22 protein-coding genes are annotated in these 22260 nt (G+C 71.1%); 11 read left to right on the forward strand and 11 right to left on the reverse strand.

From position 1 onward, the window contains the following. Positions 1 to 73: 73 nt before the first annotated feature. Positions 74 to 265 carry a DUF397 domain-containing protein gene (locus IG94_RS0113480; protein ID WP_031035113.1) on the reverse strand — a complete coding sequence of 64 codons (192 nt, stop codon included), beginning with the start codon at positions 263 to 265 and terminating at the stop codon, positions 74 to 76. Positions 266 to 273: 8 nt separating this feature from the next. After that, positions 274 to 1092 carry a helix-turn-helix domain-containing protein gene (locus tag IG94_RS0113485; RefSeq protein ID WP_282916617.1) on the reverse strand — a complete coding sequence of 273 codons (819 nt, stop codon included), beginning with the start codon at positions 1090 to 1092 and terminating at the stop codon, positions 274 to 276. 249 nt (positions 1093 to 1341) lie between these two features. Here IG94_RS0113485 and IG94_RS0113490 point away from each other — a divergent pair, with 249 nt between their 5' ends. Next, positions 1342 to 1773 carry an ATP-binding protein gene (locus tag IG94_RS0113490; protein WP_031035118.1) on the forward strand — a complete coding sequence of 144 codons (432 nt, stop codon included), beginning with the start codon at positions 1342 to 1344 and terminating at the stop codon, positions 1771 to 1773. A 33-nt stretch (positions 1774 to 1806) separates the two neighbouring features. Next, a complete protein-coding gene (locus IG94_RS0113495; RefSeq protein ID WP_031035119.1) occupies positions 1807 to 2688 on the forward strand; it encodes a hypothetical protein in 882 nt (293 codons plus the stop codon). On the opposite strand, the gene IG94_RS0113500 is transcribed toward IG94_RS0113495, so the two are convergent. From IG94_RS0113500 to IG94_RS0113515, 4 genes are all read right to left on the reverse strand, one after another. Further along, entirely contained in the window at positions 2678 to 3721 is a 1044-nt protein-coding gene (locus tag IG94_RS0113500) for a hypothetical protein (protein WP_224326549.1), read from the reverse strand. The genes IG94_RS0113495 and IG94_RS0113500 overlap by 11 nt on opposite strands. Before the next feature lie 62 nt (positions 3722 to 3783). Beyond that, entirely contained in the window at positions 3784 to 4449 is a 666-nt protein-coding gene (locus tag IG94_RS0113505; protein WP_031035123.1) for a hypothetical protein, read from the reverse strand. A 253-nt stretch (positions 4450 to 4702) separates the two neighbouring features. Next, positions 4703 to 5362: a hypothetical protein gene (locus tag IG94_RS0113510; RefSeq protein ID WP_031035125.1), complete on the reverse strand. Its 660-nt coding sequence runs from the start codon at positions 5360 to 5362 to the stop codon at positions 4703 to 4705. 157 nt (positions 5363 to 5519) lie between these two features. Next, the gene (locus tag IG94_RS0113515) at positions 5520 to 6152 is read right to left on the reverse strand and encodes a hypothetical protein (protein ID WP_031035127.1); all 633 of its coding nucleotides are present in this window, start codon (positions 6150 to 6152) and stop codon (positions 5520 to 5522) included. Between the two features lie 274 nt (positions 6153 to 6426). Here IG94_RS0113515 and IG94_RS0113520 point away from each other — a divergent pair, with 274 nt between their 5' ends. The 4 genes from IG94_RS0113520 to IG94_RS0113535 all read left to right on the forward strand — a co-directional run bounded on the left by IG94_RS0113520 (position 6427) and on the right by IG94_RS0113535 (position 11993). Next, positions 6427 to 9453, forward strand: a complete 3027-nt coding sequence (locus IG94_RS0113520) for a BTAD domain-containing putative transcriptional regulator (protein ID WP_031035129.1) — start codon at positions 6427 to 6429, stop codon at positions 9451 to 9453. A gap of 14 nt (positions 9454 to 9467) precedes the next feature. Next, the gene (locus tag IG94_RS0113525; RefSeq protein WP_031035132.1) at positions 9468 to 10223 is read left to right on the forward strand and encodes a prepilin peptidase; all 756 of its coding nucleotides are present in this window, start codon (positions 9468 to 9470) and stop codon (positions 10221 to 10223) included. Between the two features lie 109 nt (positions 10224 to 10332). Beyond that, positions 10333 to 11532, forward strand: a complete 1200-nt coding sequence (gene mqnC, locus IG94_RS0113530) for a cyclic dehypoxanthinyl futalosine synthase (protein WP_031035134.1) — start codon at positions 10333 to 10335, stop codon at positions 11530 to 11532. A gap of 14 nt (positions 11533 to 11546) precedes the next feature. Further along, on the forward strand, positions 11547 to 11993 hold the full coding sequence (locus tag IG94_RS0113535; RefSeq protein WP_031035137.1) for an imidazolonepropionase-like domain-containing protein: 447 nt from the start codon (positions 11547 to 11549) through the stop codon (positions 11991 to 11993). Between the two features lie 107 nt (positions 11994 to 12100). On the opposite strand, the gene IG94_RS0113540 is transcribed toward IG94_RS0113535, so the two are convergent. Next, on the reverse strand, positions 12101 to 13150 hold the full coding sequence (locus IG94_RS0113540) for a chitinase (protein ID WP_031035140.1): 1050 nt from the start codon (positions 13148 to 13150) through the stop codon (positions 12101 to 12103). A gap of 193 nt (positions 13151 to 13343) precedes the next feature. Here IG94_RS0113540 and IG94_RS38575 point away from each other — a divergent pair, with 193 nt between their 5' ends. From IG94_RS38575 to IG94_RS0113560, 4 genes are read left to right on the forward strand one after another with little or no spacing between them, the layout of a single operon-like run. Further along, a complete protein-coding gene (locus IG94_RS38575) occupies positions 13344 to 13721 on the forward strand; it encodes a hypothetical protein (protein WP_043483545.1) in 378 nt (125 codons plus the stop codon). 17 nt (positions 13722 to 13738) lie between these two features. Further along, positions 13739 to 16021: a bifunctional polysaccharide deacetylase/glycosyltransferase family 2 protein gene (locus IG94_RS0113550; RefSeq protein WP_031035143.1), complete on the forward strand. Its 2283-nt coding sequence runs from the start codon at positions 13739 to 13741 to the stop codon at positions 16019 to 16021. Then, positions 16021 to 17196 (forward strand): acyltransferase family protein, encoded by a 1176-nt coding sequence (locus IG94_RS0113555; protein ID WP_078892289.1) that lies wholly within the window; start codon positions 16021 to 16023, stop codon positions 17194 to 17196. The genes IG94_RS0113550 and IG94_RS0113555 overlap by 1 nt, the downstream gene beginning before the upstream one ends. Positions 17197 to 17219: 23 nt before the next feature. Continuing rightward, positions 17220 to 17915: a demethylmenaquinone methyltransferase gene (locus IG94_RS0113560; RefSeq protein WP_031035149.1), complete on the forward strand. Its 696-nt coding sequence runs from the start codon at positions 17220 to 17222 to the stop codon at positions 17913 to 17915. A 49-nt stretch (positions 17916 to 17964) separates the two neighbouring features. Here the strand turns inward: IG94_RS0113560 and IG94_RS0113565 are convergent, their stop codons facing one another. Beyond that, the gene (locus tag IG94_RS0113565; RefSeq protein ID WP_031035151.1) at positions 17965 to 18312 is read right to left on the reverse strand and encodes a PASTA domain-containing protein; all 348 of its coding nucleotides are present in this window, start codon (positions 18310 to 18312) and stop codon (positions 17965 to 17967) included. A 106-nt stretch (positions 18313 to 18418) separates the two neighbouring features. After that, positions 18419 to 18934 (reverse strand): GNAT family N-acetyltransferase, encoded by a 516-nt coding sequence (locus IG94_RS0113570; RefSeq protein ID WP_031035154.1) that lies wholly within the window; start codon positions 18932 to 18934, stop codon positions 18419 to 18421. A gap of 97 nt (positions 18935 to 19031) precedes the next feature. Between IG94_RS0113570 and IG94_RS0113575 the strand changes: the two genes are divergently transcribed. Beyond that, on the forward strand, positions 19032 to 20324 hold the full coding sequence (locus tag IG94_RS0113575; protein ID WP_031035156.1) for a geranylgeranyl reductase family protein: 1293 nt from the start codon (positions 19032 to 19034) through the stop codon (positions 20322 to 20324). Between the two features lie 41 nt (positions 20325 to 20365). Here IG94_RS0113575 and def read toward each other — a convergent pair whose 3' ends face one another. Continuing rightward, complete coding sequence (def, locus tag IG94_RS0113580) at positions 20366 to 20989, reverse strand: peptide deformylase (RefSeq protein ID WP_031035158.1); 624 nt, start codon at positions 20987 to 20989, stop codon at positions 20366 to 20368. A 237-nt stretch (positions 20990 to 21226) separates the two neighbouring features. Beyond that, entirely contained in the window at positions 21227 to 22054 is an 828-nt protein-coding gene (locus tag IG94_RS0113585) for a C40 family peptidase (RefSeq protein ID WP_031035162.1), read from the reverse strand. Positions 22055 to 22260: the final 206 nt, after the last annotated feature.

Consider the following 22260-nt stretch of genomic DNA (forward strand, 5'->3'; position numbering starts at 1 on the left):
CCCCTTGTACGCATGCATCGCCCTCGCGCAGAACGCGCGTATGAACTTATCGCACGGGTGCTGCGTCCGAAGGTCAGGTCGTGGGCGCCTTGAGGCTCCGGAGGAGGGAGGCAAAGGAGCCGGCCGGGACGGTCAGGGTCCCGCGGGACGGGTCCTTCGAGTCGCGTATCGCGATCCGGGTGTGCAGTCGGGCAATCTCGACGCACGTGTTGCCGTCACCGCCGCCGGAGAACGACGACTTGCGCCAGCACAACGTCTCGATCACTGCTCGCCTCACAGTTCCTTGGCCAAACGGTGGATGAAGTCCCGTGACGCCGCAGGGCTCAGTGACGCCTTCTCCACCTTACGGAACAGTGTTCGAAGCTGGTTCAGTTGAGGCTCTGCGTCGATGAAGGCAGTCCCCGTGGGAGAGTCGCGGAGTACGGTGTCCAGCGGGGGCACAGGTCCGCATGCCTGCATCATCGAGGCCTCGGCGCCGGCGAACCCGTCCTGGTCGGCGGGGATGACTCGGACCGTAGCGTGACCGTCCTCGCTCTGCGCCAGGATCTGACGGAGCTGCGCCTGCGCCACCGGACGGTCGGCCACACGCACTCTGAGCGCGAACTCGTGGATGATCGTCTCGTACGGAGTCGGGCTGTCGCCCTCGATCACGGAACGGCGCCGCATCCGGTGCTCGATCCGAGGAAGTACCTCGCTGTCGGGCAGTCCCGGCATCATGTACGTGAACACCGCGCGGGCGTAGTCCGTGGTCTGTAGCAGCCCGGGAACGTGCGTGATCACGATCTCGCGCAGAGCCGTCGCATGGTGCTCCACCTCGGCCGTGTCCAAGAACACCGGTGGCAGCACGCCTCGGTACTCCTCCCACCAGCCGCGGGTGCGATCGGTCGCCATCGCGACCAGCGCGTCGATCAGGTCGTCGTCCGTACAGGCGTAATGAGCCGCGAGGCGGCGTACGCGCTTGGCGCTCACCCCGGCTACCCCGGACTCGATCTGGCTCATCTGGACTGAGTCCGCCCCGAGTAGTTCGGCAGCCTCCCTGGACTTCATGCCCATTGCCTCGCGCAGTTTCCGCAGTTCGGAGCCCAACCGCACCCTGCGTGCCGTGAGGTGTCTCTTCGGCGGCAACTCGCTCCTCCTGGTTTCAACTGCACACGTGACGTCGCTCGTTCGGGGGCAGAATACGGCAGCCGCTTGTAGTTTCCTAAAACTAGGAAATACGGTCAGTGCTGCCACGTACACCGTGTGGCATTCAAGAGTGCCGGAAGAGCACCGCTTCGTCCTGCCTGGATGAGCGGCGACGCCACCGGTTGGTCACTTGTCCTCATCGAACGGAGTTAACCCATGCCTGATGTCGAGCCGACCGCCCAGTCGGCCGTGGCCCCCTGGGAGTACACCCTCTACATCCCGAACGATCTCCGCGCCGTCACCGTCTGCCGCCGCACTCTCCGGCTGGTCCTCACCATGCACGGCCTCATCCGCCTCGTGGATACCGCCGAGCTGCTCGCGACCGAATTGGTCTCCAACGCCGTGCGTCACACCGAGGGCCCCGCCGCGCTGAGGGTGCGGTGGGCGGCCGGCGTGCTGCGGGTCGGGGCGTGGGACGCCGACCCCGAACCACCGGAGCCCCCTGGCGAGTTCGAGGCGCTCGGCGAGGCTGAGGAAGGGCGCGGGCTCGCGCTGGTGCGGGCGTGCGCAGATGCCTGGGGATGGCAGCCGCTGGTCAGGGACGGGAACCGGGGCAAGTATCTGTGGTGTGACCTGGTCGCGGCGTAGCGCGTTGATTGCTTCGTACAGGAGGGAGAGCTGATGGTCAGCGCGTCGCACGAGGCGCTGCACTGGGTCTTCCAGAAGGATCCTGCGCTGCTGACGCGAGCGTTTCAGAAGGTGCTGCGTGTTCCGTTCCCGGAGCCGCGTGACTTCGCGGTCCTGAACACCGATGTCACGGAGATCGAGCCCGTCGAGCGGCGGGTGGACACGTTGATGCGGGTGGAGACGGATGAGGGGGCGTACCTTCTCGTCGTCGAGGCGCAGGGGAAGAAGGACGACGACAAGCGTGCCAGTTGGCCGTATTACCTCTCGTATCTCTATGCGAAGTATCGGTGTGAGCCGGTGCTGGTGGTCATCACGCAGAGCAGTGCGACAGCCCGCTGGGCGGCGGAGCCCATCCGCAGAGGGCTGCCCGGCTGGGATTCGCTCACCGTGCGGCCGTTGGTGATCGGCCCGGACAATGTGCCGGTGATCGCGAATGAGCGGGAGGCCGAGCGAGACGTCCCGCTTGCCGTTCTGTCGGCCATGACGCACGGGCGGGGCGTGAAGGCCGCCGCCATACTGGAACCGTTGGCGTTTGCCCTGCGTACCGTCGACGGCGAGAGCGCGGCGGTGTTCGGACAGCTCATTGAATCGTGCCTGGGGGACCCCGAGGCCAGAGACCTCTGGAGGGAACTGATGTCGGAGATCCGCTACTTCTTCAACAATCCGGTGGCCGAGAAGGTCCGTGAGGAAGGTCGGGAGGAGGGCCGGGCCGAGGATCGTTCCGAGATCACGTTGCAGATCCTTGAGTGGCGGGGCATCCCCGTGTCGAGTGCCGTGCGGGAGCGGGTGCTTGCCTGCACCGACCTGGAGCAGCTCAAGATCTGGTCCCAGCGGGCCATTCAGGTCGCTCGGGCCGAGGACCTGTTCAGCGGTTGATGGACTGGATCTCCTGGACGTCCATGTCCTGGGTCGTTTCGAAGGTGCCGTCGGGGAGGTCGCCCTGGGTGTCGCCCGTACCTTCCCAGGAGATCTTCCAGGTGATCGATGCCTTCAGCTGGTACGGCTTGCCGCCCGAGGCGCGCAGGTAGCGGATTCCGCAGGGCGGGGTCTGGTCGGCCTTGCCCTTCGTGTACGGCGTGCCGATGGAACCGTCGGCGTTGATCTCGCAGTCGCCCGAGGCGGGGAAGGTCTCGGCGTCGGCCGTGCCGGGCTCCAGGTGGAGGGCGACGGGTTTCGCGGTCGTCTCCGCCCACAGCCCCGTGTTGGGCAGTTCGGCGCGGACCTTGACGTCCTTGAAGGTGCCGTTGTCCAGCCAGACCCAGGTGGGCAGGTTCACCTTGGAATTCGTCTGGGGCTTCAACTCGACCTCGGTCTTCGGTACGTCGATCTGGTCGTACGCGTAGGCGGCGAGGGTCTCGGGAGTGGGGGCGTGCGGGTCGTCCGGGATCGTTCCGGCGTCCTGCCAGAACATCACCCGGCCGCAGTCCCAGGCCTCGGTGTCGTCCTCGTGGCCGTTTCGGACCACGCTGCGCCAGAACATTCCGTCCTTGCCGGTGTTGTAGTCCTTGTAGCCCTCGGCCATGGTGTTCTTGGAGGAGTTGAGGTCGAAGTTGTCCTGTTCCTCGCCCTCCTCGTAGTGATCCACGAAGATGCCCGAGGTCCAGAACTCATGGGCGTTCACAGCGCCCGATCCGCCGTTCTTCTTGAGGTCCGCGACGGCGGCCTTGAGCTCCTCGGGCGTGAACACCGGCTCGTACCAGCAGACGGGCGGCTCCCAGTTGGGGTCGACCGAGGTCAGGTCCTCCATGGAACCGCTGCCGGTTCGGCCGTTGGGATAGGTGACTTGAATGCGGGACTGGGAGACCGAGGCCAGCAGGGTGCGGCCGTGGCGGTTCCCCTCGGGACTCTGGTCGGCCGGCGGAGACGTGGTGTTGCCGGGGGCCCCGTTTGCGTGGGCCGCAGGGGCCATGCTTCCCAACAATGTGGCCGAGAGAGCGGCGGACGACCAGTACAGAACGCGGCGAGACATGGTCATCCCTGGCACTCCTTCACCCGGCCCTGCACCTCGATCTGCCGTGCCTGCCAGACCTTTGCCGACTGCTCGGACGGGCTCATCAGCAGACTGAACTTCTGGTAACTGTCCAGGTTCTCGTCGGTGTAATTGACCTTCCCGGTCTTGACTTTCTTGCTGTAGAACTTCGCCTGGTTGCGACAGAAGGTGATGAGTGTGGACTTGCCTTCACCCACGGGATCGATACTGGCGTTGAAGTAGCGGTCGTTCCCCGTGACCGTCCAGCCGTCCTTCACCCAAGCTTCGATCTGTGACTTGGCGTATTTCGCGGCCCCACCTGTCGAGTAGAACTGGTACGCCGGGTCGTTCGGATCCTGCTGCGCGATGCCATGGTCCAGGGCTCGGATGTAGTTCGCGGCGTCATCAAGTGCCGCGGCCTGTTCCGCGTCCGACGGCTTCTCGAAGTCGAAGACCAGCTTCAGGTCCTCGGGCAGGCTCACGTCCGGGCGGTCCACGTCGGACGAACCCGATGCCGAAGGCGACGGCGTGGCACTGCTCGTGCTCGTCTCCGCCCCCTTGATGTCGTCCTGCGACGAGTCGTCGGCTCCGCCGCCGCAGGCGGTCAGGAGGAGGGCCGCCGTTGCGGTCAAGGTGGCGGCGGTCATGGTGAGGGCGGTGCGGGCCACTGGTGTTCCCCCCGGGGTGCGGCGTGTGCGACAGGGAACGAAGTTATCAGGGGGCGTGCAGGCGCTCTGGCCGGATTCGGGGCGCGTGTGCGAGGTGTGAAGCGTTGGGGGCGAGGGGTTCACATCCCTGCTCCTGCTTCCTCTCCCGTACTGGAGCCGGCAAAGGTGTGGGCCGAGAGGGGTGTGTCCGAGGGGTCCGAGGGCGGTCGGTCGCCAGTAACGCGGCGGTCGTGGGCAGCCCTGCGCCAGGCCCTCACTTCGCGCAGCCGCCCCTCTCCGAGCGAACGGTGTCGTTCTGCCACACGCCTTGGCTGCTCTTGCGAAGTGTGACCTGGTAATACACGTGAGGGTCCATGTACTCGGGGTTCCCCTCGGTCTCGCCGGTCTTACGGTGCTTGGTGTAGGCCTCGCTCTCGTCGGTGCAGTAGCCGAGGGACGCCGTACTGCCGTCGTCGAGAAGGGTCACCTTCGGATCGAAGACCGGCAGCTTGCCGACGACCGTCACGCTCTTGTCCGTGTACGACTTGATCCACTTCTTGCTCTGCGACCGACTGGAACCGGTGTCATAGAAGGCGACGGACTCGCTGTCGGGGTCGTCGGCGGTGATCGCGGCGTATCCCGCCCGCAGCTCTTCCCTGGCGTCGTCGAGCACGGCCTGCTGCTTGGCGTCGCTGCTTTTCCAGTCCTCGAAGGTCAGTTGAAAGCTGCTTGGAAGCTTGATCACCGGACGATCGATGCCGGGACGTGTTGATGGGCTCGGCGATTCCGAAGCCGAAGGCCTTGCCGCCCCCGTCTCTGTCCCGTTGATGTCGTCCTGCGACGAATCGCCGCTGCCTCCGCCGCAGGCGGTCAGGAGCAGGGCCGCCGTCGCGGTGAAGGTGGCGGCGGTCGTGGTGAGGGTGTTGCGGACCACTGGTGTTCCCCCGGGTGCGGCGTGTGCGAGAGGGAACGAAGTTATCAGGGGCGCGTGCAGGCGTCCTGGCCGGTTTTCGGGACCGGGTAGGGGCGTGAAGGAGAGGGGTGACAGGGACAGGCAGTGGAGGAAAGGCGCTGCGCATGGCCGGAGGCGATCAGCTCCGACAGGCGTCGGACTTCCCCTCCACGGTGATCTGTTGGGCGTGCCACACGGACGAACCCTCCTGGGGCGCCATGAGGAGGCTGAACTTCTGGTAACTTGCCGGGCTTTCCTCAGTTCGGTGGACCTTGCCGGTCTTCACTTCCTTGCCGTAGGCCTGGGACTGGTCCTCGCAGAACGTGACGACGATCGACTCCCCCTCGTCCGTGGGGCTGGTTCCGGCCTGGTAGTACCGGTCCTTGCCTGTCAGGGTCCAGCCGCCGTCCACGTACTCCTGAATCTGCGACTTGGCGTAGCGGGCGGCTCCGGCTGCCGAGTAGAAGCCGTACGCGGGGTCCTTCGCGTCCTGCTCGGTGATGCCGTGGTTCAGCGCTCTGATGTAGTTCGCGGCGTCGTTCAGGGCGGCAGCGGAGTCCGCGTCCGACGGTTTCTCGAAGTCGAAGACCAGCTTGAGGTCCTTGGGCAGGCTGACGTCCGGCCGGTTCACGTCGGCCGTACGCGACGGCGGGGGCGAAGACGACGGGCCGCTCACTCCCTCGGTGTCGCCTCCTGAGCCGCAGGCGGTCAGGAGCAGGGTCGCCGCCGCGATGAGGGTGATGGCGGTCGTGGTGAGGGTGTAGCGGGCCACTGGTGTTCCCCCGGGTGCGGCGTGTGCGAGAGGGAACGAAGTTATCAGGGGGCATGCAGGCGCTCTGGCCGGTTTTTGGTGATTGTGTGCGGGGCTGAAGGGGAGATTGGCATGGGCGGGTGAAGGGGGATCAAGCGGGCGGCAGTTGTGAGGTGGTCCGTTCCCGGGCCTTCGTCGCTGTCGGTCGGAGTCCATAAGATCTCTGTAGGCTCAGCACGCCCCGCATACCGGACGCCCCCACGGCCTCCGCCGCCCACGACCCAGGACTCCGCCCATGCCGCGACGCCGCACATCAAGCTCCTCAAGCTCGTCGGCGCCTTCGGCAGCGCCCTCGGCACCTTCGTCTTCCTCTTCCTCGTCTTCCCCGACACCGAGGAACCGCACGCCTCAGCCCGTGCGGGTGCGGCGGCGGTCGTTCGGGGACTTCGTCAAGGCGTTCTTCGCCTTCGTCGCGCTGGCGGGGCTCGTGGCGGGGGTGCCGGTCGCGTTGGCGCTGACCGTCGGGTGGCCGCTGCCCGGCGGTGCGCCCAGTCTCGACTGGCTGCAGCGTGAGATCACCGTAGAGACCTTCCTGCACATCCTCACCGTCATCGTCTGGCTCGCGTGGGCGCAGTTCACCGCCTGCGTGCTCGTCGAGGTCAAGGCCGCGCTGTCCGGCGCCGGGGTGCCGGGACGGGTGCCCGGGTCCGGGCCCAGTCAGCTGCTGGCTCGGCAGCTCGTCGCCGCGCTGCTGCTCGTCGGCGCCACCGCGGCGAGCCTCACGCCGGGGCTGTCGCAGCTCGGGCAGAGCCTGGAGGGGAACCAGAGGCCGGCCGTCGCCGCCGCGCAGCAGACGCCGGGGCTCTTCGCCCAGCAGCAGGAGCAGGCCGCCGCCACGGCCGGTGCCCTCGCCGAGCAGGCCGGACAGGCGGAGCAGGCGGCGGCGCGGGCCGACGGAGGCGGTTCCGCGGCGCACGGGGACACGAAGTACTACCGGATCCAGCCGCCCGAGGGACGTCACCACGACTCGCTGTGGGAGGTGGCCGAACGGCACCTCGGGGACGGGCGGCGGTACAAGGAGATCTTCGAGCTCAACAAGGACCGGGTGCAGCCGGACGGGTCCCGGTTGTCCGAGGCCTCGCTCATCCGGCCGGGCTGGATCATGGAGATGCCCGGCGACGCGCGCGGCGGCGAGCTGGTGGAGATGCCCGACGAGGCGCCCAACGTCTCCGAGCAGGTGCAGCAGCAGATCAGTGACTACGCCCGGAGCGGGGATCACGCGCAGGGGGGCGGTCACGCCGGTGGCGGGAGTGGTGACGCGCGGGTGTCTCTGCCCGAGCAGCGGCCCGCGCCCGCGACGCCCGCGCCCGCTCCGAGCGCCGGGCAGGACCACGCGACCCCCGCCGCCGGACAGGCCGGGGCCTCCTTCGGGCTGCCCGAGGCCCTCCTCGCCGCGCCTCTCCTGGCCGCCGGGCTCCTCGGGGCCCTCGGCCGGCGGCGCCGGCAGGCGTTGTGGCAGTCGGCGCTCGGGGCCGTCGGCGGGCGGCGCGGTATGGAGCCGCCCACGCCGACCGGCGACGCCCAGGACGTCCAGGACGCGCTGCTCGTCGGCGCCGACCCCGACGGTGTACGCCTGCTGGACCGTTCGCTGCGCGGGCTGGCCGCGTCGCTCGCCGCCGAGTCGCGCGCGCTGCCCGTCGTCTACGCGGCCTGGATGAGCGGCGACGGCGACCTGCACCTCCAGCTCGCCCAGCCCGCCGGGAAGCCGCCCGCGCCCTGGCAGCTCGGGCAGGACCAGACCTTCTGGATGCTGACCCGCGCCGATGCCGAGCGGTACGAGGAGGCCGAGACGGCCGCTCCCTACCCGGGGCTCGTCAGCCTCGGCACCATGGACGACTCCCGGCTGCTGCTCAACCTGGAGGCCGTGCCCGGCATCGTCTCGCTCAGCGGCACCGAGGCCGACCGGGCCGCCGTGTTCGCGTCGGTCGCCGCCGAACTGGCCACCAACGGATGGTCGGACCGTATGACCATCACCCTTGTCGGGTTCGGGGACGACCTCACGCCGCTCGCGCCCAACCGGATCCGCCATCTCGACGGGTTCGAGGACCTCTTCGAGACCATGTCCGCCGAGACCCGGCAGCGGCGCGGCGCGCTCGGGGCCGCCGGGCACGACTCCGTGCTCACCGGCCGCACCGGGCCCGCCCAGCACACGCGCTGGGCCCCGCACCTCGTCCTGCTCGCCGCCCAGCCGTCCGACGAGGAGGCGCTGCGGCTCGCCGAACTCGCCGCCGACGCCGGCCGGCTCGGCATCGGCTACCTCGTCGGGACCGGCGGCACCGATCTGCCCGGTGCCGCCTGGGAGATGGAGATCACCGGACAGGGCCGGCTGCTCGCGCCGCTGCTGGGCCTGGAACTGGACGCCCAGTTGCTGCCGGTCGCCCAGCAGCGGGCCGTCGTCGAGCTGTTCAGCGACACCGACCCCGAGCACGGGTCCGACGGCTCCGGCGGCTCCGGCAACAGGCCGCCGTTCCTCGTCGACGTCAGCGAGCAGGGGCGGCCCGCGGTCTACGCCCGGCTCGTCGGGACGTACGAGATCATCGGCCTGGACGCGCCCGACGGTGACCGCAGCGCCCAGCTCCACGAGGCGCTCGCGCTGCTCCTGCTGCACCGCGAGGGCGTCCACCCGCGCGTGCTCTCCTCCGCGCTGTGGCCGCGCGGCGTCACCGAGGACGTGCGCGACGCGCTCCTCGACCGGCTGCGGACCTGGCTCGGCACCGACCCCGACGGCGGCGCCCGGCTGCGTACCGACGCCACCGGACGGCTCACCCTGGCCCGGTCCGTCGTCTCCGACCTCGACGTACTGCGCTCCCTCTACTACGAGGCCACCCAGGGCCGGGGCGCCGGCAGCCGCCAGGTGCGCGGACGGCTGCTCACCGACGCGCTGGTGCTGGTGCGCGGGCCGCTGCTCGCCGACCGGCCCGAGGGCCGCTACCGCTGGCTCACCCACGAGATCATCGACGCCCAGCTCCCGCTCCTCGTCGCGGACACCGGGCTGGCGCTCTGCGAGTTCCACCTGGAGAGGGACCGCGCGGAGAAGGCCATCGAGGCGCTGAACGCCGCCCTGCGCACCGCCCCCGCCGACGAGCGGCTGTGGCACGAGCTGCTGCGCGCCACGCACGCCACCGACGACACCGACCGGCTGCGCGCCCTCGCCGCCGACCTGATCGGCCGCAGCGGCGCGCGCGGTCTGCCGCCGCGCACCGAGGCGCTGCTCGACGAACTCCTGCCGACCTGGCGCGACGGCGCCGCGGCGGCGGGCTGACCTCGGGCCGCCGGATGGGTCCCGGTCTCGGGGTGGACCTCGATCTCCTGGTCGTTCTCGTCGCCGCGCTCTGGGGCGCGGGGGCGGGCGCGCTGCTGCCCCGCGCCGTCTACCGGTTCGCCGCCCCGTCCGGGGAGGCCTGGCGCGAACGGTGCCCGAGGGAGCACCCGGTGCGCGGCTGGCTCGGACGGGCCCGCTGCGCGCAGTGCACGGGCGAGCGGCAGGCATACGGTCCCGGTGCGGGCCTGCTCGCCGCCGTCACCGCCGTCGTCTGCGTCGCCCTCGCCGGTGCCACCGGTGCCCGGCCCGAGGTCGCCGTCTGGCTGCTGCTCGCCCCGGTGGGCGTGCTCCTCGCCGCTGTCGACCTGCGGGTACGGCGGCTGCCCGACCCCCTCACCCTGCCGCTCGCCGGCGCCGCGCTCGTCCTGCTCGGGCTCACCGCGCTCGTGCCCGAGCACGCGGGGGAGTGGACCACCGCCCTGCTGGGCTCCCTCGCCCTGGGCGCCGGCTACCTCGTGCTGTTCCTCATCAACCCGGCCGGCATGGGCTTCGGCGACGTGAAGCTGGCCCTCGGCGCCGGTGCCGTCCTCGGCTGGTACGGCTGGCCCACGCTGATACTGGGCACCTTCGCCGGGTTCCTGCTCGGCGCGTTCTACGGCGGAGTCCTCCTCGTCACCCGGCGGGCGGGGCGCAAGACGGCGATCCCGTTCGGGCCGTTCCTCATCGCGGGCGCCTTCCTCGGCCTCCTGGTCGGCGCCTTCACTGCTTGAGACGTGCCTGGTCGGTGCCTGCGCGGCCTGCGCACGAGGCCGCGGAAGGGCTGGCGTACGCTGGTCGGGTCCGTCCACAACCCTTACGAACCTTGCGAAAGGGACGCCGGTGACCGAGAAGGCCGACCTTCAGCCCATCCTCGACCGCGCCGCCGCCGGTGGGCGGATCACCCCCGAAGAGGCGCTCGACCTCTACCGCGACGCCCCGCTGCACGCGCTGGGCGCCGCCGCCGACGCCGTACGCAGGCGCAGGTACGCCGGCACCGAGCACATCGCCACGTACATCATCGAGCGCAACATCAACTACACGAACGTGTGCGTCACGGCGTGCAAGTTCTGCGCCTTCTACGCGGCCCCCAAGGACACCAAGAAGGGCTGGACCCGCGAACTCGACGACATCCTGCGCCGCTGCGCGGAGACGATCGAGCTGGGCGGCACGCAGATCATGTTCCAGGGCGGCCACCACCCGGACTACGGCGTGGAGTACTACGAGAAGCACTTCGCCGCCATCAAGAAGGAGTTCCCGCAGCTCGTCATCCACAGCCTGGGGGCGAGCGAGGTCGAGCACATGGCGCGGATCTCGAAGGTGTCGGTCGAGGAGGCCATCACCCGCATCCACGCCGCCGGGCTCGACTCCTTCGCCGGTGCCGGCGCCGAGCTGCTGCCCGAGCGGCCCCGCAAGGCGATCGCGCCGCTCAAGGAGTCCGGCGAGCGGTGGCTGGAGATCATGGAGATCGCGCACAACCTGGGCGTGGAGTCGACGTCCACCATGCTCATGGGCACCGGCGAGACCAACGCCGAACGCATCGAGCACCTGCGCATGATCCGGGACGTGCAGGACCGCACCGGCGGCTTCCGCGCCTTCATCCCGTACACGTACCAGCCCGAGAACAACCACCTGAAGGGCCGCACGCAGGCCACGCTCTTCGAGTACCTGCGGATGATCGCGATCGCCCGTGTGTTCATGGACAACGTCGCCCACATCCAGGGCTCCTGGCTGACCACCGGCAAGGAGGTCGGCCAGCTCTCCCTGCACTACGGCGCCGACGACCTCGGGTCGATCATGCTGGAGGAGAACGTCGTCTCCTCCGCGGGCGCCAAGCACCGGTCCAACCGGCTGGAGATCATCGACCTGATCAGGAAGGCGGGGCGGGTGCCCGCTCAGCGGGCCACCACGTACGAGCACCTCGTCGTGCACGACGACCCGGCGAACGACCCCGTCGACGAGCGCGTCGTCTCGCACATCTCGTCCACCGCCATCGAGGGCGGCACGGCGCACCCCGAGTTGAAGCTGCTCGCCTCCAACTGACGGCGGCCGTCCCGATGCTGACGATTCACGCGGCCGAGCGGGTGCGGCGCACCTGGGACTCGGCCTCGCTGGAAGGCGGCGCCGTCGCCGTCGAGGGCGGCCGGGTCGCCGCCGTGGGGCCGCTCGCCGAGCTGGCCGAGCGGTTCCCGGGCGCGCGGGTGCGGCGCTGGCCCGGTGTGCTCGGCCCGGCGCGGGTGCACGAGGGCCCGCTGCCGGACGCGCCCACGCCGCGCGAGCAGGTCCACGCCGTGCTGAAGCTGGGCGCGGTGGCGGTCCTGGCGGAGTACGCCGGTTCCCGCGAGCTGCGGGCGGCGGCCGAGCGCAACGACGTCGCGGTGCTCGAACGGGCCCGCCCCGCCGCCCTCGTCGACCTCGGCCGCGCCGACCTCGCCGTCCTCGACGACGGCGGCGCCTGCATCGCCACGGTGTGCGCGGGGCGCCTGGTGCACCGGCGGCGCTGAACCCCGGAGACACCCGAAGAGGCCCGGCCAGGCGCCGTGCCTCGGCGACACCCGGCCCGGAGGTTCCTTCGGCTCGGCACTCCGTGCGGCTCGACACCCCGTGCGGCTCAGCCTCCGAAGGCGGCTGCGAACGCCCCCGCCTCCTGCTTCACCCCGCTGCAGTCCGTCGCCGCGTCGTCCGAACCGGATCCGTCGTCCGAGCCGGAACCGTCGTCCGAGCCGGAGCCGCCCGTGCACGGCTGGTCGCGGAAGGCCGCCCACATCGACACCCAGCCGATCCCCTTCTCCTCGGCGAAGGCGCGGACCTCGGCCGCGTCGTCGAGGGTGAACGTCTCACCGGCCACGTCGTTGACGCCGAGCATCGAGGTGAGGGCCATGCCCCGCCAGGCGTCCGCGTCGGACGTCCCGAAGACGTCCCTGAGCTGGGTGTGCGCGGCCTTCGCCGAGGTCAGGGCGTACTCGCCCATGTCGCCGGTGTAGGACTCGCCGTAGTTCATCGTCATCAGGTCGACCGTGGCGACCCGTACGCCGTGGTCGTTGGCGGACGCCAGCAGCGCCAGGCTGTCGGCGTCCAGGCCCGAGGGCATCACCGGCAGGGTGAAGGAGACCTCCAGGTCGCCCCGCTCCTCCTGGAGCAGCGCGATCGCCTCCGAACGCAGGGCGCGGGAGCCGGCATCGGTCAGCTCGTCGCCCTCGACGTCGAAGTCCGCCTGGGCGGAACCGGCGGCGTCCAGCGCCTCGCCGTACGCCGCCGCCAGGTCCGAGGCGCTGTCGCAGGCCGCCGCCAGCTCCGTGCCGGAGGCGCCGCCGAAGGAGACGCGGACGGTGGCGCCGGACTCCTTCAGCTTCTCGACGCGGGCGGCGACGGAGGTGTCGCCGATGTCCTGGGTGCCGTTCCAGCGCGGGACGCAGTCGTCGCCCGAGGAGATGACGAACGCCAGGTTGTACGTCGCCGGGGAGCCCGCCGTGTCGTTGGCGGAGGCGGTGGTGGCGCTGACGTAGGGGGCGTAGGCCGTGGCCGCCGAGGACGGTGCGGAGGTGCCGGCCGGGGCCGCCCCGTCGGCGGTGCCGCCCGAGTCGTCCTGTCCGGCGCAGCCCGCCGTGGCCAGGGCGAGCAGCAGGGCGCACCCGGCCGCCGCCTTCCGGTGAGCCCTCATGTGCGTACGCTCCCGATCCTGTCGGCGTCTGTGTTCGGACGAGTGAGCCTGGCACGCGTTTCTGGGTCTTCGCTGAGGAAAGGGCACGGATCGGCCCCCTCTCCCAGCAGACGCACAGCGCGGGCCGGTTTTCACCGGGATCTCTCAACAAGCTCCCGGTTCACGACAGGGAAGGCTCCTTAACGTCCGGGGAATGCAACCCGAGCCTGCCATCGCCTCCCGTGCCGCCGCGCGCGGTCGCCGTCGCAAACGAGGCAAGGGGTCCGCCGAGGGCCCCGTGTTCGTCGACAGCTCCGGACGCCGTGCGCGGCTGCTGCGCCGGCTCGGGCTCCTCGTGGGAGCCGTCTGCGTCGGTTACGCGGCCGTCCTGGGCCTGGCCTTCATGGGCGTCGGCATCTCGGTCAACCCGTCGTCGCTGCTGCCGTTCGGGGCCGGCGGCGACGGGCCGGGCGGCCCGGGGCCGGGCAGTGGCGCGGGGCCGCAGGGCGGTGTCGCCCCCACGGGTCCTCCGCCGAGCGCAGGTCCCTCCACTTCTCCCAGCGCGGTCCCCAGCGCCGCCTCCACCGACTGACCGGACGCGCCCACTCCATGACCACGCCCACCACGCCCACCGCACCCCCCTCCCCGCCCGCCCGGGGCCGTCGGCGCGCTCCCTCCCGGATCGGCCGGGCCGCCTCCCGCGCCGCCGCGCTGCAACGCCCGCGCGTCCTCCTCGCCCTGCTGCTCCTCCTCGCGCTGACCTGCGTGATGCTCCTGGACGGCTATCTGCGCGCCGAGGTCGGCGGCGACGAGCGCGTCCGCACCGGCGCCTCCGCGAGCGACGTGCCCGACGACGTCCTGGACGGCGGGCCGATCCTCACCTTCCCCGGCGGACAGGCCACCACCGTCTCGGTGCCGGACAAGACGATCGTGCTGACCTTCGACGACGGACCGGACCCCACCTGGACGCCGCAGGTCCTCGACATCCTGGACGAGTACGACGTGCCCGGCACGTTCTTCCTGGTCGGCTCGATGATCTCGCGCCACCCCGGCATCGTCCGGGACCTGGTCGAGCAGGGCAACGAGGTGGGCGTCCACACCTTCACCCACGTCGACCTCTCCTACCAGAGCGAGGCCCGCGTCACGCGGGAGGTCGAGCAGACCCAGCTGGCGCTGGCGGGCGCGGCGGGCATCACCACCACACTGTTCCGGGCGCCGTACTCCTCCGAGACGAACGCCATCGACGACTACAGCTGGCCCGTCTACCAGAACCTCGGCGAGGACGGCTACACCAGCGTCTTCATCGACACCGACAGCGACGACTGGAAGCGGCCCGGCGTCTCGAAGATCGTCGAGTGGGCCACGCCGGAGGACGACGAGGGCGCCTCCGTCCTCTTCCACGACGCCGGGGGCGAGCGGTCGCAGACGATCGCGGCGCTGCCGAAGTACATCGAGAAGATGAAGGCGAAGGGCTACACCTTCACCACCGTCAGCGGCGCCATGGCCGACCAGCAGTCACCGCAACAGCAACAGCAACAGGAACAGGAGTCGCAGCAGCCGGGTGGCGGCCGGCAGCCGGAGCAGTCCGGCGGTGGTCTCCAGGCCGCCCACCACAAGGCCACCGGCGCCACCCTCTACGAGGGCAAGGCGCTCGTCGCGGCGGTCGCGGTCGCCGAGTGGACGGTGCCCGCGCTCTCGGTCGGGCTCGTGATCGTGGGCGTCGCCGTCATGGGCCGGTTCGCGATGATGCTGGTCCTCGCCCGCCGCCACCACAGGCAGCGCAACAGACGCCGCTTCAGCTGGGGCCCGCCCGTCACCGGGCCGGTGAGCGTGGTCGTCCCGGCGTACAACGAGAAGGAGTGCATCGAGGCGACCCTGAGATCACTGGCGCGCAGTACGCACCCCGTCGAGATCATCGTCGTGGACGACGGTTCGACGGACGGCACGGCCGAGATCGCCGAGTCCCTGGGGCTGCCGGGAGTGCGGGTGGTCCGGCAGGCCAACGCGGGCAAGCCCGCCGCCCTCAACAACGGCGTCCGGCACGCCCGGTACGACATCGTCGTGATGATGGACGGCGACACCGTCTTCGAACCCGACACCGTACGGCACCTGGTGCAGCCCTTCGCCGACCCCGCCGTCGGCGCGGTCGCGGGCAACGCCAAGGTCGGCAACCGGCGCACCCTCATCGGCGCCTGGCAGCACATCGAGTACGTGATGGGCTTCAACCTCGACCGGCGCATGTACGACCTGCTGCGCTGCATGCCGACCATCCCCGGCGCGATCGGCGCGTTCCGGCGCGAGGCGGTCCTCCAGGCCGGCGGCATGAGCGACGACACGCTCGCCGAGGACACCGACATCACCATCGCCCTGCACCGCGCGGGATGGCGGGTCGTCTACGAGGAGCACGCCCGCGCCTGGACCGAGGCGCCGGGGTCGCTCGGCCAGCTCTGGTCGCAGCGCTACCGCTGGTCGTACGGCACGATGCAGGCCCTGTGGAAGCACCGCCGGTCCCTGACGGACAAGGGGCCCTCGGGCCGCTTCGGGCGGGTCGGCATGCCGCTGGTCGTGCTCTTCCAGGTGGTCACGCCCGTCTTCGCCCCGCTCATCGACGTGTTCACCGTGTACTCCATGGTCTTCGTCGACTTCCGCGCGGCGCTGCTCGCGTGGCTGGCGGTGCTCGGCGTGCAGCTGGTGTGCGCGGCGTACGCCTTCCGGCTCGACCGGGAGAAGTACCGGTACCTGCTGATGATGCCGCTCCAGCAGCTGGCGTACCGGCAGATGATGTACCTGGTCCTCATCCACTCCTGCGTCACCGCCCTCACCGGCGGCCGGCTGCGCTGGCAGAAGCTGAAACGGACGGGCGAGGTGGGGACGCCGGCGGGGAACGGGTGATGGGGGCGCACAGCAAGGGGGCGGCGCGCCGAGGGCCAGCGGAGGGAAAGCCCCACGCCGAGGAAAGCGCCCCCGCACCGGACCGGGGCGCCGTACCGGACCGGGGCTCCGCACTGGACCGGGGTGCCGTACCGGACCAGGGCTCCGCGCGGGACCGGTATTTCGACACCCTGCGGGCGCTCGCGCTCGTCCGGGTGGTCGCGTACCACGCCTTCGGCTGGCCCTGGGCGGGGCTGGTCTTCCCGTCCATGGGGGTCATGTTCGGCCTGGCCGGCACGCTGATGGCCCGCTCGCTCCGGCGCCCCGCGCCGACGGTGCTGCGGAGCCGGCTGCGCCGCCTGCTGCCGCCGTTCTGGTGCTGGGGCCTCTTTGTGGTGGGCGCGATGCTGGTGCGCGGCTGGATGCCGGGGTGGCAGATCGTCTACTGGGTGGTGCCGCTGGGCGACCCGCCGGGCAGCGCCTGGGGCGAGCAGGCCTGGGAGATCCTCTGGTACCTGCGGACGTACCTGTGGTTCGTCCTGCTCTCCCCGCTGCTGCTGCGGCTGTTCCGGCTCGCGCCCGTGCCGGTGCTGCTGCTCTCCCTCGTCCCGATCGTCGTCCTCCAGTTCCTCTGGCAGCCGCCGGGCAACCGCTTCGGCACCGGGCTCCTCGACCTCGCGACGTACCTCTTCTGCTGGATCCTGGGCTTCGCCCACCACGACGGCGTGCCGGCCCGCGCGAGACCGGTCGCGGTCGTCGCCCTGTCGTCCGCGGCGCTCGCCTGCGGCGCCTGGTACGCGTTCGCCCACCGGAGCGAGTACGGCACCTACGACCTCGACGACATCCCGCTCGCGCAGGCCCTCTGGTCGGCCGGGTTCCTGACGCTGCTGATGTACGCCAGGACGCGGCTCGGCACCGGCTTCCCGGGGCCGGTCCGGATGCGGCGGCTGGACCGGCTGGTGAGGGTGTTCAACGCCCGCGCGGTGACCGTCTACCTCTGGCACGAGCTGGCCCTCGTCCTGGCCGTCCCGCTGATCGACCGGTGCTGGGACGTGCCGGCCTTCGAGGCGTACCTGCCGCTGAAGAGCCAGTGGTTCCTGCTGGGCGTCGGCTGGGTCCTGGTCGCGGTGTTCGTGTTGCTGTTCGGATGGGTGGAGGACGTCGCCGCGCGGAGGAGGCCGCGCCTGGTGCCCTGAGGGGAGGCTGCAACAATGGGCCCGTGACCCGCGCCTCCCTGAACAAGCAGCCGCACGAAGTCGCCTCGATGTTCGACCACGTCGCGGAACGGTACGACCTGACCAACGCCGTGCTCTCGCTCGGCCAGGACCGGGCGTGGCGCAAGGCGGTCGCCCAGGCCGTCGACGCCCGGCCCGCGCAGAAGATCCTGGACCTCGCGGCCGGTACGGCGACCTCGTCGCTGCCCTTCGCCCGCACCGGTGCCTACGTCGTGCCCTGCGACTTCTCCCAGGGCATGCTCAAGGTCGGCAAGGAGCGGCACTCCTGGCTGCCGTTCACCGCGGGCGACGCGACGCGGCTGCCGTTCAGGGACGACGTCTTCGACGCCGTCACCATCTCCTTCGGGCTGCGCAACGTGCAGGACACGGACGCGGCGCTGCGCGAGCTGTACCGGGTGACGCGGCCCGGCGGGCGGGTCGTCATCTGCGAGTTCTCGCACCCGACGTGGGCGCCCTTCCGCACCGTCTACACCGAGTACCTGATGCGCGCGCTGCCGCCGGTGGCCCGCGCGGTGTCCTCCAACCCCGACGCGTACGTCTACCTCGCCGAGTCCATCCGCGACTGGCCCGACCAGGCGGCGCTCGCCGGGAGGCTGGGCGGGGCCGGCTGGTCGAGGGTGGCGTGGCGGAACCTGACGGGCGGCGTGGTGACGCTGCACCGCGGCTTCAAGGCGGGCTGAGGCGCCGGGGCGGGGGCGGCCGCGGCGCACCCGCGGACCCCGGGCAGCCTCACGGCAGGCTGAGGACCGCGCGGCGGGCCGGCGGCTCGCCCGGCTCCGCCAGTTCCCTGCGGAGCCCGCCCGGCGGCGGCCGCGGTACGCGCGGCTCGCGGATGCCCCCGCCGCCCTCGCCCTCCCCGAAGTCGAACCACACGTACACCGTCGACTCCCGGGGCACCTGCGCGCCGGGCTGCGGATACTGGCGTACGACGTGGTCGACGACGGCGTTCCGCAGGTCGGGCCGGTCCGGCGCCTGCAGGGACAGGCCCTGTACGTGGGCGGTTTCGGCCGCGTCCACGGCCATCAGGCCGACCAGGCGCGGCACGCGGACATCGGGTTTCTCGGATACCAGGCGCACGGACGTCACCCCCAGCGGTACCCGGCAGAGTAGCGCCGCCGGACGTCACCCGGAAGCGTCAAGTGGCTGACTGTGACAGTCGACTACTCTGTGTTGCGGTGCGGCTTCACACCTCGTCCAGGGCCAGGCGGTAGCAGTGCCCCCGCCGTTCGGAGCCCGGGGTGGTGAAGACCTCGGCGAGCCGCATGCCCAGCCGCCCGGTGACCGCGATGGACCGGGCGTTGCGCGCGTCGACCATCGCGACCACCTCGGACACCCCCGCCGCCCGCACCCGCCGAACGGTCTCCCGGGCCGCCGCGGTGACGTACCCCTTGCCCCAGTGCGCCCGACCGAGCCGCCAGCCGATCTCGATCTCGCCCCTGGGACCCCAGTCGCGCGGCCACGGCTGGGCCCCGGTGAAGCCGAGGACCTGCCCGGACTCGTCCACCATGGTCCACAGGCAGAATCCGCGCTCGGCCTCGTGGCGGCGCTGGCGGGCGGTCAGTTCCTCGTAGACGGACAACTCCGCGGACCGCGCGCCGTGGAACTCCATGACGTCCGGGTCGTCGAAAACCCGGTGCCAGGCGAGGGCGTCCTCGTCGGTGGGGACGCGCAGCCGTACAACGGGGAGAGGTCGCTTCACGGGGCAGCCCTTCAGCCGGGTGGTCGATGACGCTGAATAGACTGCCCATGTCCAGTGCCGGTCGGCACGCAGATTCCGAACTTGGGGAGATCCCGCCGTGACCGTCGAGACCGAGCCGCTCTCCGAGAACACCGCCGATGTGATCGTCGTGGGCGCGGGGCCGGCCGGCTCCACGACCGCGTACCACCTGGCCAGGTCGGGACTCGACGTCCTGCTCCTGGAGAAGACCGCCTTCCCCCGGGAGAAGGTCTGCGGCGACGGCCTCACCCCGCGTGCGGTCAAACAGCTCGTCGCCATGGGGATCGACATCTCCGAGGAGGCCGGCTGGCTGCGCAACAAAGGCCTGCGCATCATCGGCGGCGGCTCCCGCCTCCAGCTGGACTGGCCGGACCTCGCCTCCTTCCCCGACTACGGACTCGTCCGCAAGCGCGACGACTTCGACGAGCAGCTCGCCCGGCAGGCGCAGAAGGCGGGCGCCCGGCTGTACGAGCGCTGCAACGTCGGCGAGCCGATCGTGGACGACCGCACGGGCCGCATCACGGGCGTGCGGGCCAAGCTGGGCGAGGACAAGCGCGAGGTCGCCTTCCACGCCCCGCTCGTCGTGGCCGCCGACGGCAACTCCACGCGGCTGTCCCTGGCGATGGGCCTGCACCGCCGGGAAGACCGCCCGATGGGCGTCGCGGTGCGCACGTACTTCACCTCGCCGCGCCACGACGACGACTACCTGGAGTCCTGGCTGGAGCTCTGGGACCGGCGCGGTGCGCAGGACCGCCTGCTGCCGGGCTACGGCTGGGTCTTCGGCATGGGCGACGGCACGTCCAACGTCGGCCTGGGGGTGCTCAACACCTCCGCCGCCTTCAAGGAGCTCGACTGGCGCGAGATCCTCAAGGCCTGGTGCGCGTCCATGCCCGAGGACTGGGGCTACACCCCGGAGAACATGACCGGCCCGATCCGCGGCGCCGCCCTGCCCATGGCCTTCAACCGGCAGCCCCACTACACCAAGGGCCTGCTCCTGGTCGGCGACGCCGGCGGCCTGGTGAACCCGTTCAACGGCGAGGGCATCGCCTACGCCATGGAGTCCGGCCAGATCGCCGCCGACGTCGTCGTCCAGGCCCACGCGCGGGCCACACCGGCCCAGCGCGAGATCGCCCTGCAGCGCTACCCGCGTGTCCTGAAGGACACCTACGGCGGCTACTACAACCTGGGCCGCGCCTTCGTGAAGCTCATCGGCAACCCGAAGGTCATGCAGATCGCGACCCAGCGCGGCCTCACCCACCCGATCCTGATGAAGTTCACCCTCAAGATGCTCGCCAACCTGACGGACCCGACGGGCGGCGACGCGATGGACCGCATCATCAACGGGCTGAGCAAGGTCGCGCCGAAGGCCTGAAGCCGAAGGCCTGAAGCAGACGCCCGGCGTCGGCGCCCCGATCAGTCGAAGGCCGCCGCGTTGGCGGACCGGCGCGCGAAGACCTCCTCGCGTCGGTCCGCCGACTGCCTCAGCGCGGTCTTCCGCTCCCGCGCGGAGAGCCGGTCCAGGTAGACGTGCCCGTTCACGTGGTCGGTCTCGTGCGCGAGGCAGCGCGCGAAGTACCCGGTGCCCTCGACGAGCAGCGGCGCGCCGTCCTTGTCCAGGCCCCGCACGACGGCCCGGTCGGGCCGGGGTACGGCCATGACGGCGCCCGGCACCGACAGGCACCCCTCGCCCTCGTCGAGCAGCCGGCGCGCGGCCGGGGCGAGGGCATCGAGGACCGGGTTGACGATGTGCCCGACATGTCGGACACCCTCGTCGTCCGGGCAGTCGTAGACGAACAGGCGCAGGCCGAGGCCGACCTGATTGGCCGCCAGCCCGGCCCCTTCCGCGACGTACATGGTGCGGAACATGTCGTCGATGAGTGCGGCCAGGTCCGGCCCGAACTCCGTGACGTCCCGGCACGGCCGGTGCAGCACCTCCTCGCCGACCTCGGTGACGCGCCGCACCGATCCGCGCCGGGCCTCGGGTGCGAACGGGGGGTACGAGGCGGTGGGCCGCCCCTGTACGAACACACTCGGCATGACGTTCTCTCTCCTCCGGCTCGTGGACGGGCCGGTGGGGGGCCGGCCCGCGCCGAGCATGCCAGGAGAGGCCGGAGGGCCGCAGCCCCCGAGCGGCTGCGGCCCTCCGCGCGGACGTGTCCGCGGTGTGCCTCGTGCGCGTGATGCGCATGGTGCGCTTCTTGCGTCGTACGTGCCGTACGTGACGCCGTACGCGGCCGTACGGGACGCCGTACGCGCGACGGTGACGCGTGCGGGTTACAGCACCCGCACCGCGCCGCTCGGCGGGTCGTACGACAGCGGCTTCTCGACCACGCCGGTGGAGGAGTTCTGCGCGCCGACGAACATGCCGTCGCCGACGTAGACGCCCACGTGGTACGCGCTGCCCGCACCGCCCCAGTACAGGATGTCGCCCGGCTGGAGGTTGTCGAGCCCGACCTGGGTGCCGGCCGTCGACTGGGCCTGGGAGACGCGCGGGAGGCTGATGCCGACCTGGTTGAAGGCGGCCTGCACGAGTCCGGAGCAGTCGTAGGCGGACGGTCCGGTGGCGCCGGAGACGTACGCCTTGCCGACCTGCGCCTGCACGAAGGAGACGATCGCGGCGGCCGACCCGGAGGCCGGGGGCGCGACGCTGCTGCTGCCCGTGCTCGCGGCCGAGCCGGTGTCCGCGGAGGCGCTCAGGGTGGTGCGCTCGGCGGTGCGCGAGGCGCGCTCGGCGGCCTCCTTGCGCGCGGCCTCCTCGGCCTTCTTCTTCTCCTCGGCGGCCTTCTTCTTGGCCTCGGCGAGGTCCGCCTTGGCCTGCTTGGCGGCCTTCGCGGCAGCCGCGTCGCGCTCGGCCCGCAGCTCGTAGCTGGAGGCGGCCTGCTGCGTGACGTCCGCGGAGTGGGCGACCTGAGCGGCCAGGTCGGCCGTCAGGGTGGGCAGTTCGAGGGTCTGCGTCACCGGTTCGGCCGCGGTGGCCGACCCCGACGCACCGGCCACTGCCAGGGTGCTGAGGACGCCACCGGCAACTCCGGTCCGCATCGCGATCGTCGACGCGCTGCGGCGGGGCTTCCGGTGGCTGCGTATGTGAGCGGTGTGGGACATAGGGACAACCGGTATCAGTGACTCCTCCATACCTTCAAGAAACGTGGGCTGCGCCACAATTGTTCAATCGGACCTCCGAATCCCGGGCGTGTCGCTCTTTATTGACGCCCTAGCGGGCATATCGGGCGCCCGTGACCGGGCCGTGATCACGCACTTTCATCGTTACGTCCGAATTGCCCCGCACCTACCATTGGTTGGGGTGGTTG

This window comes from Streptomyces olivaceus, from assembly GCF_000721235.1.
In the GTDB taxonomy this organism is placed as follows: Bacteria; Actinomycetota; Actinomycetes; order Streptomycetales; family Streptomycetaceae; genus Streptomyces; species Streptomyces olivaceus.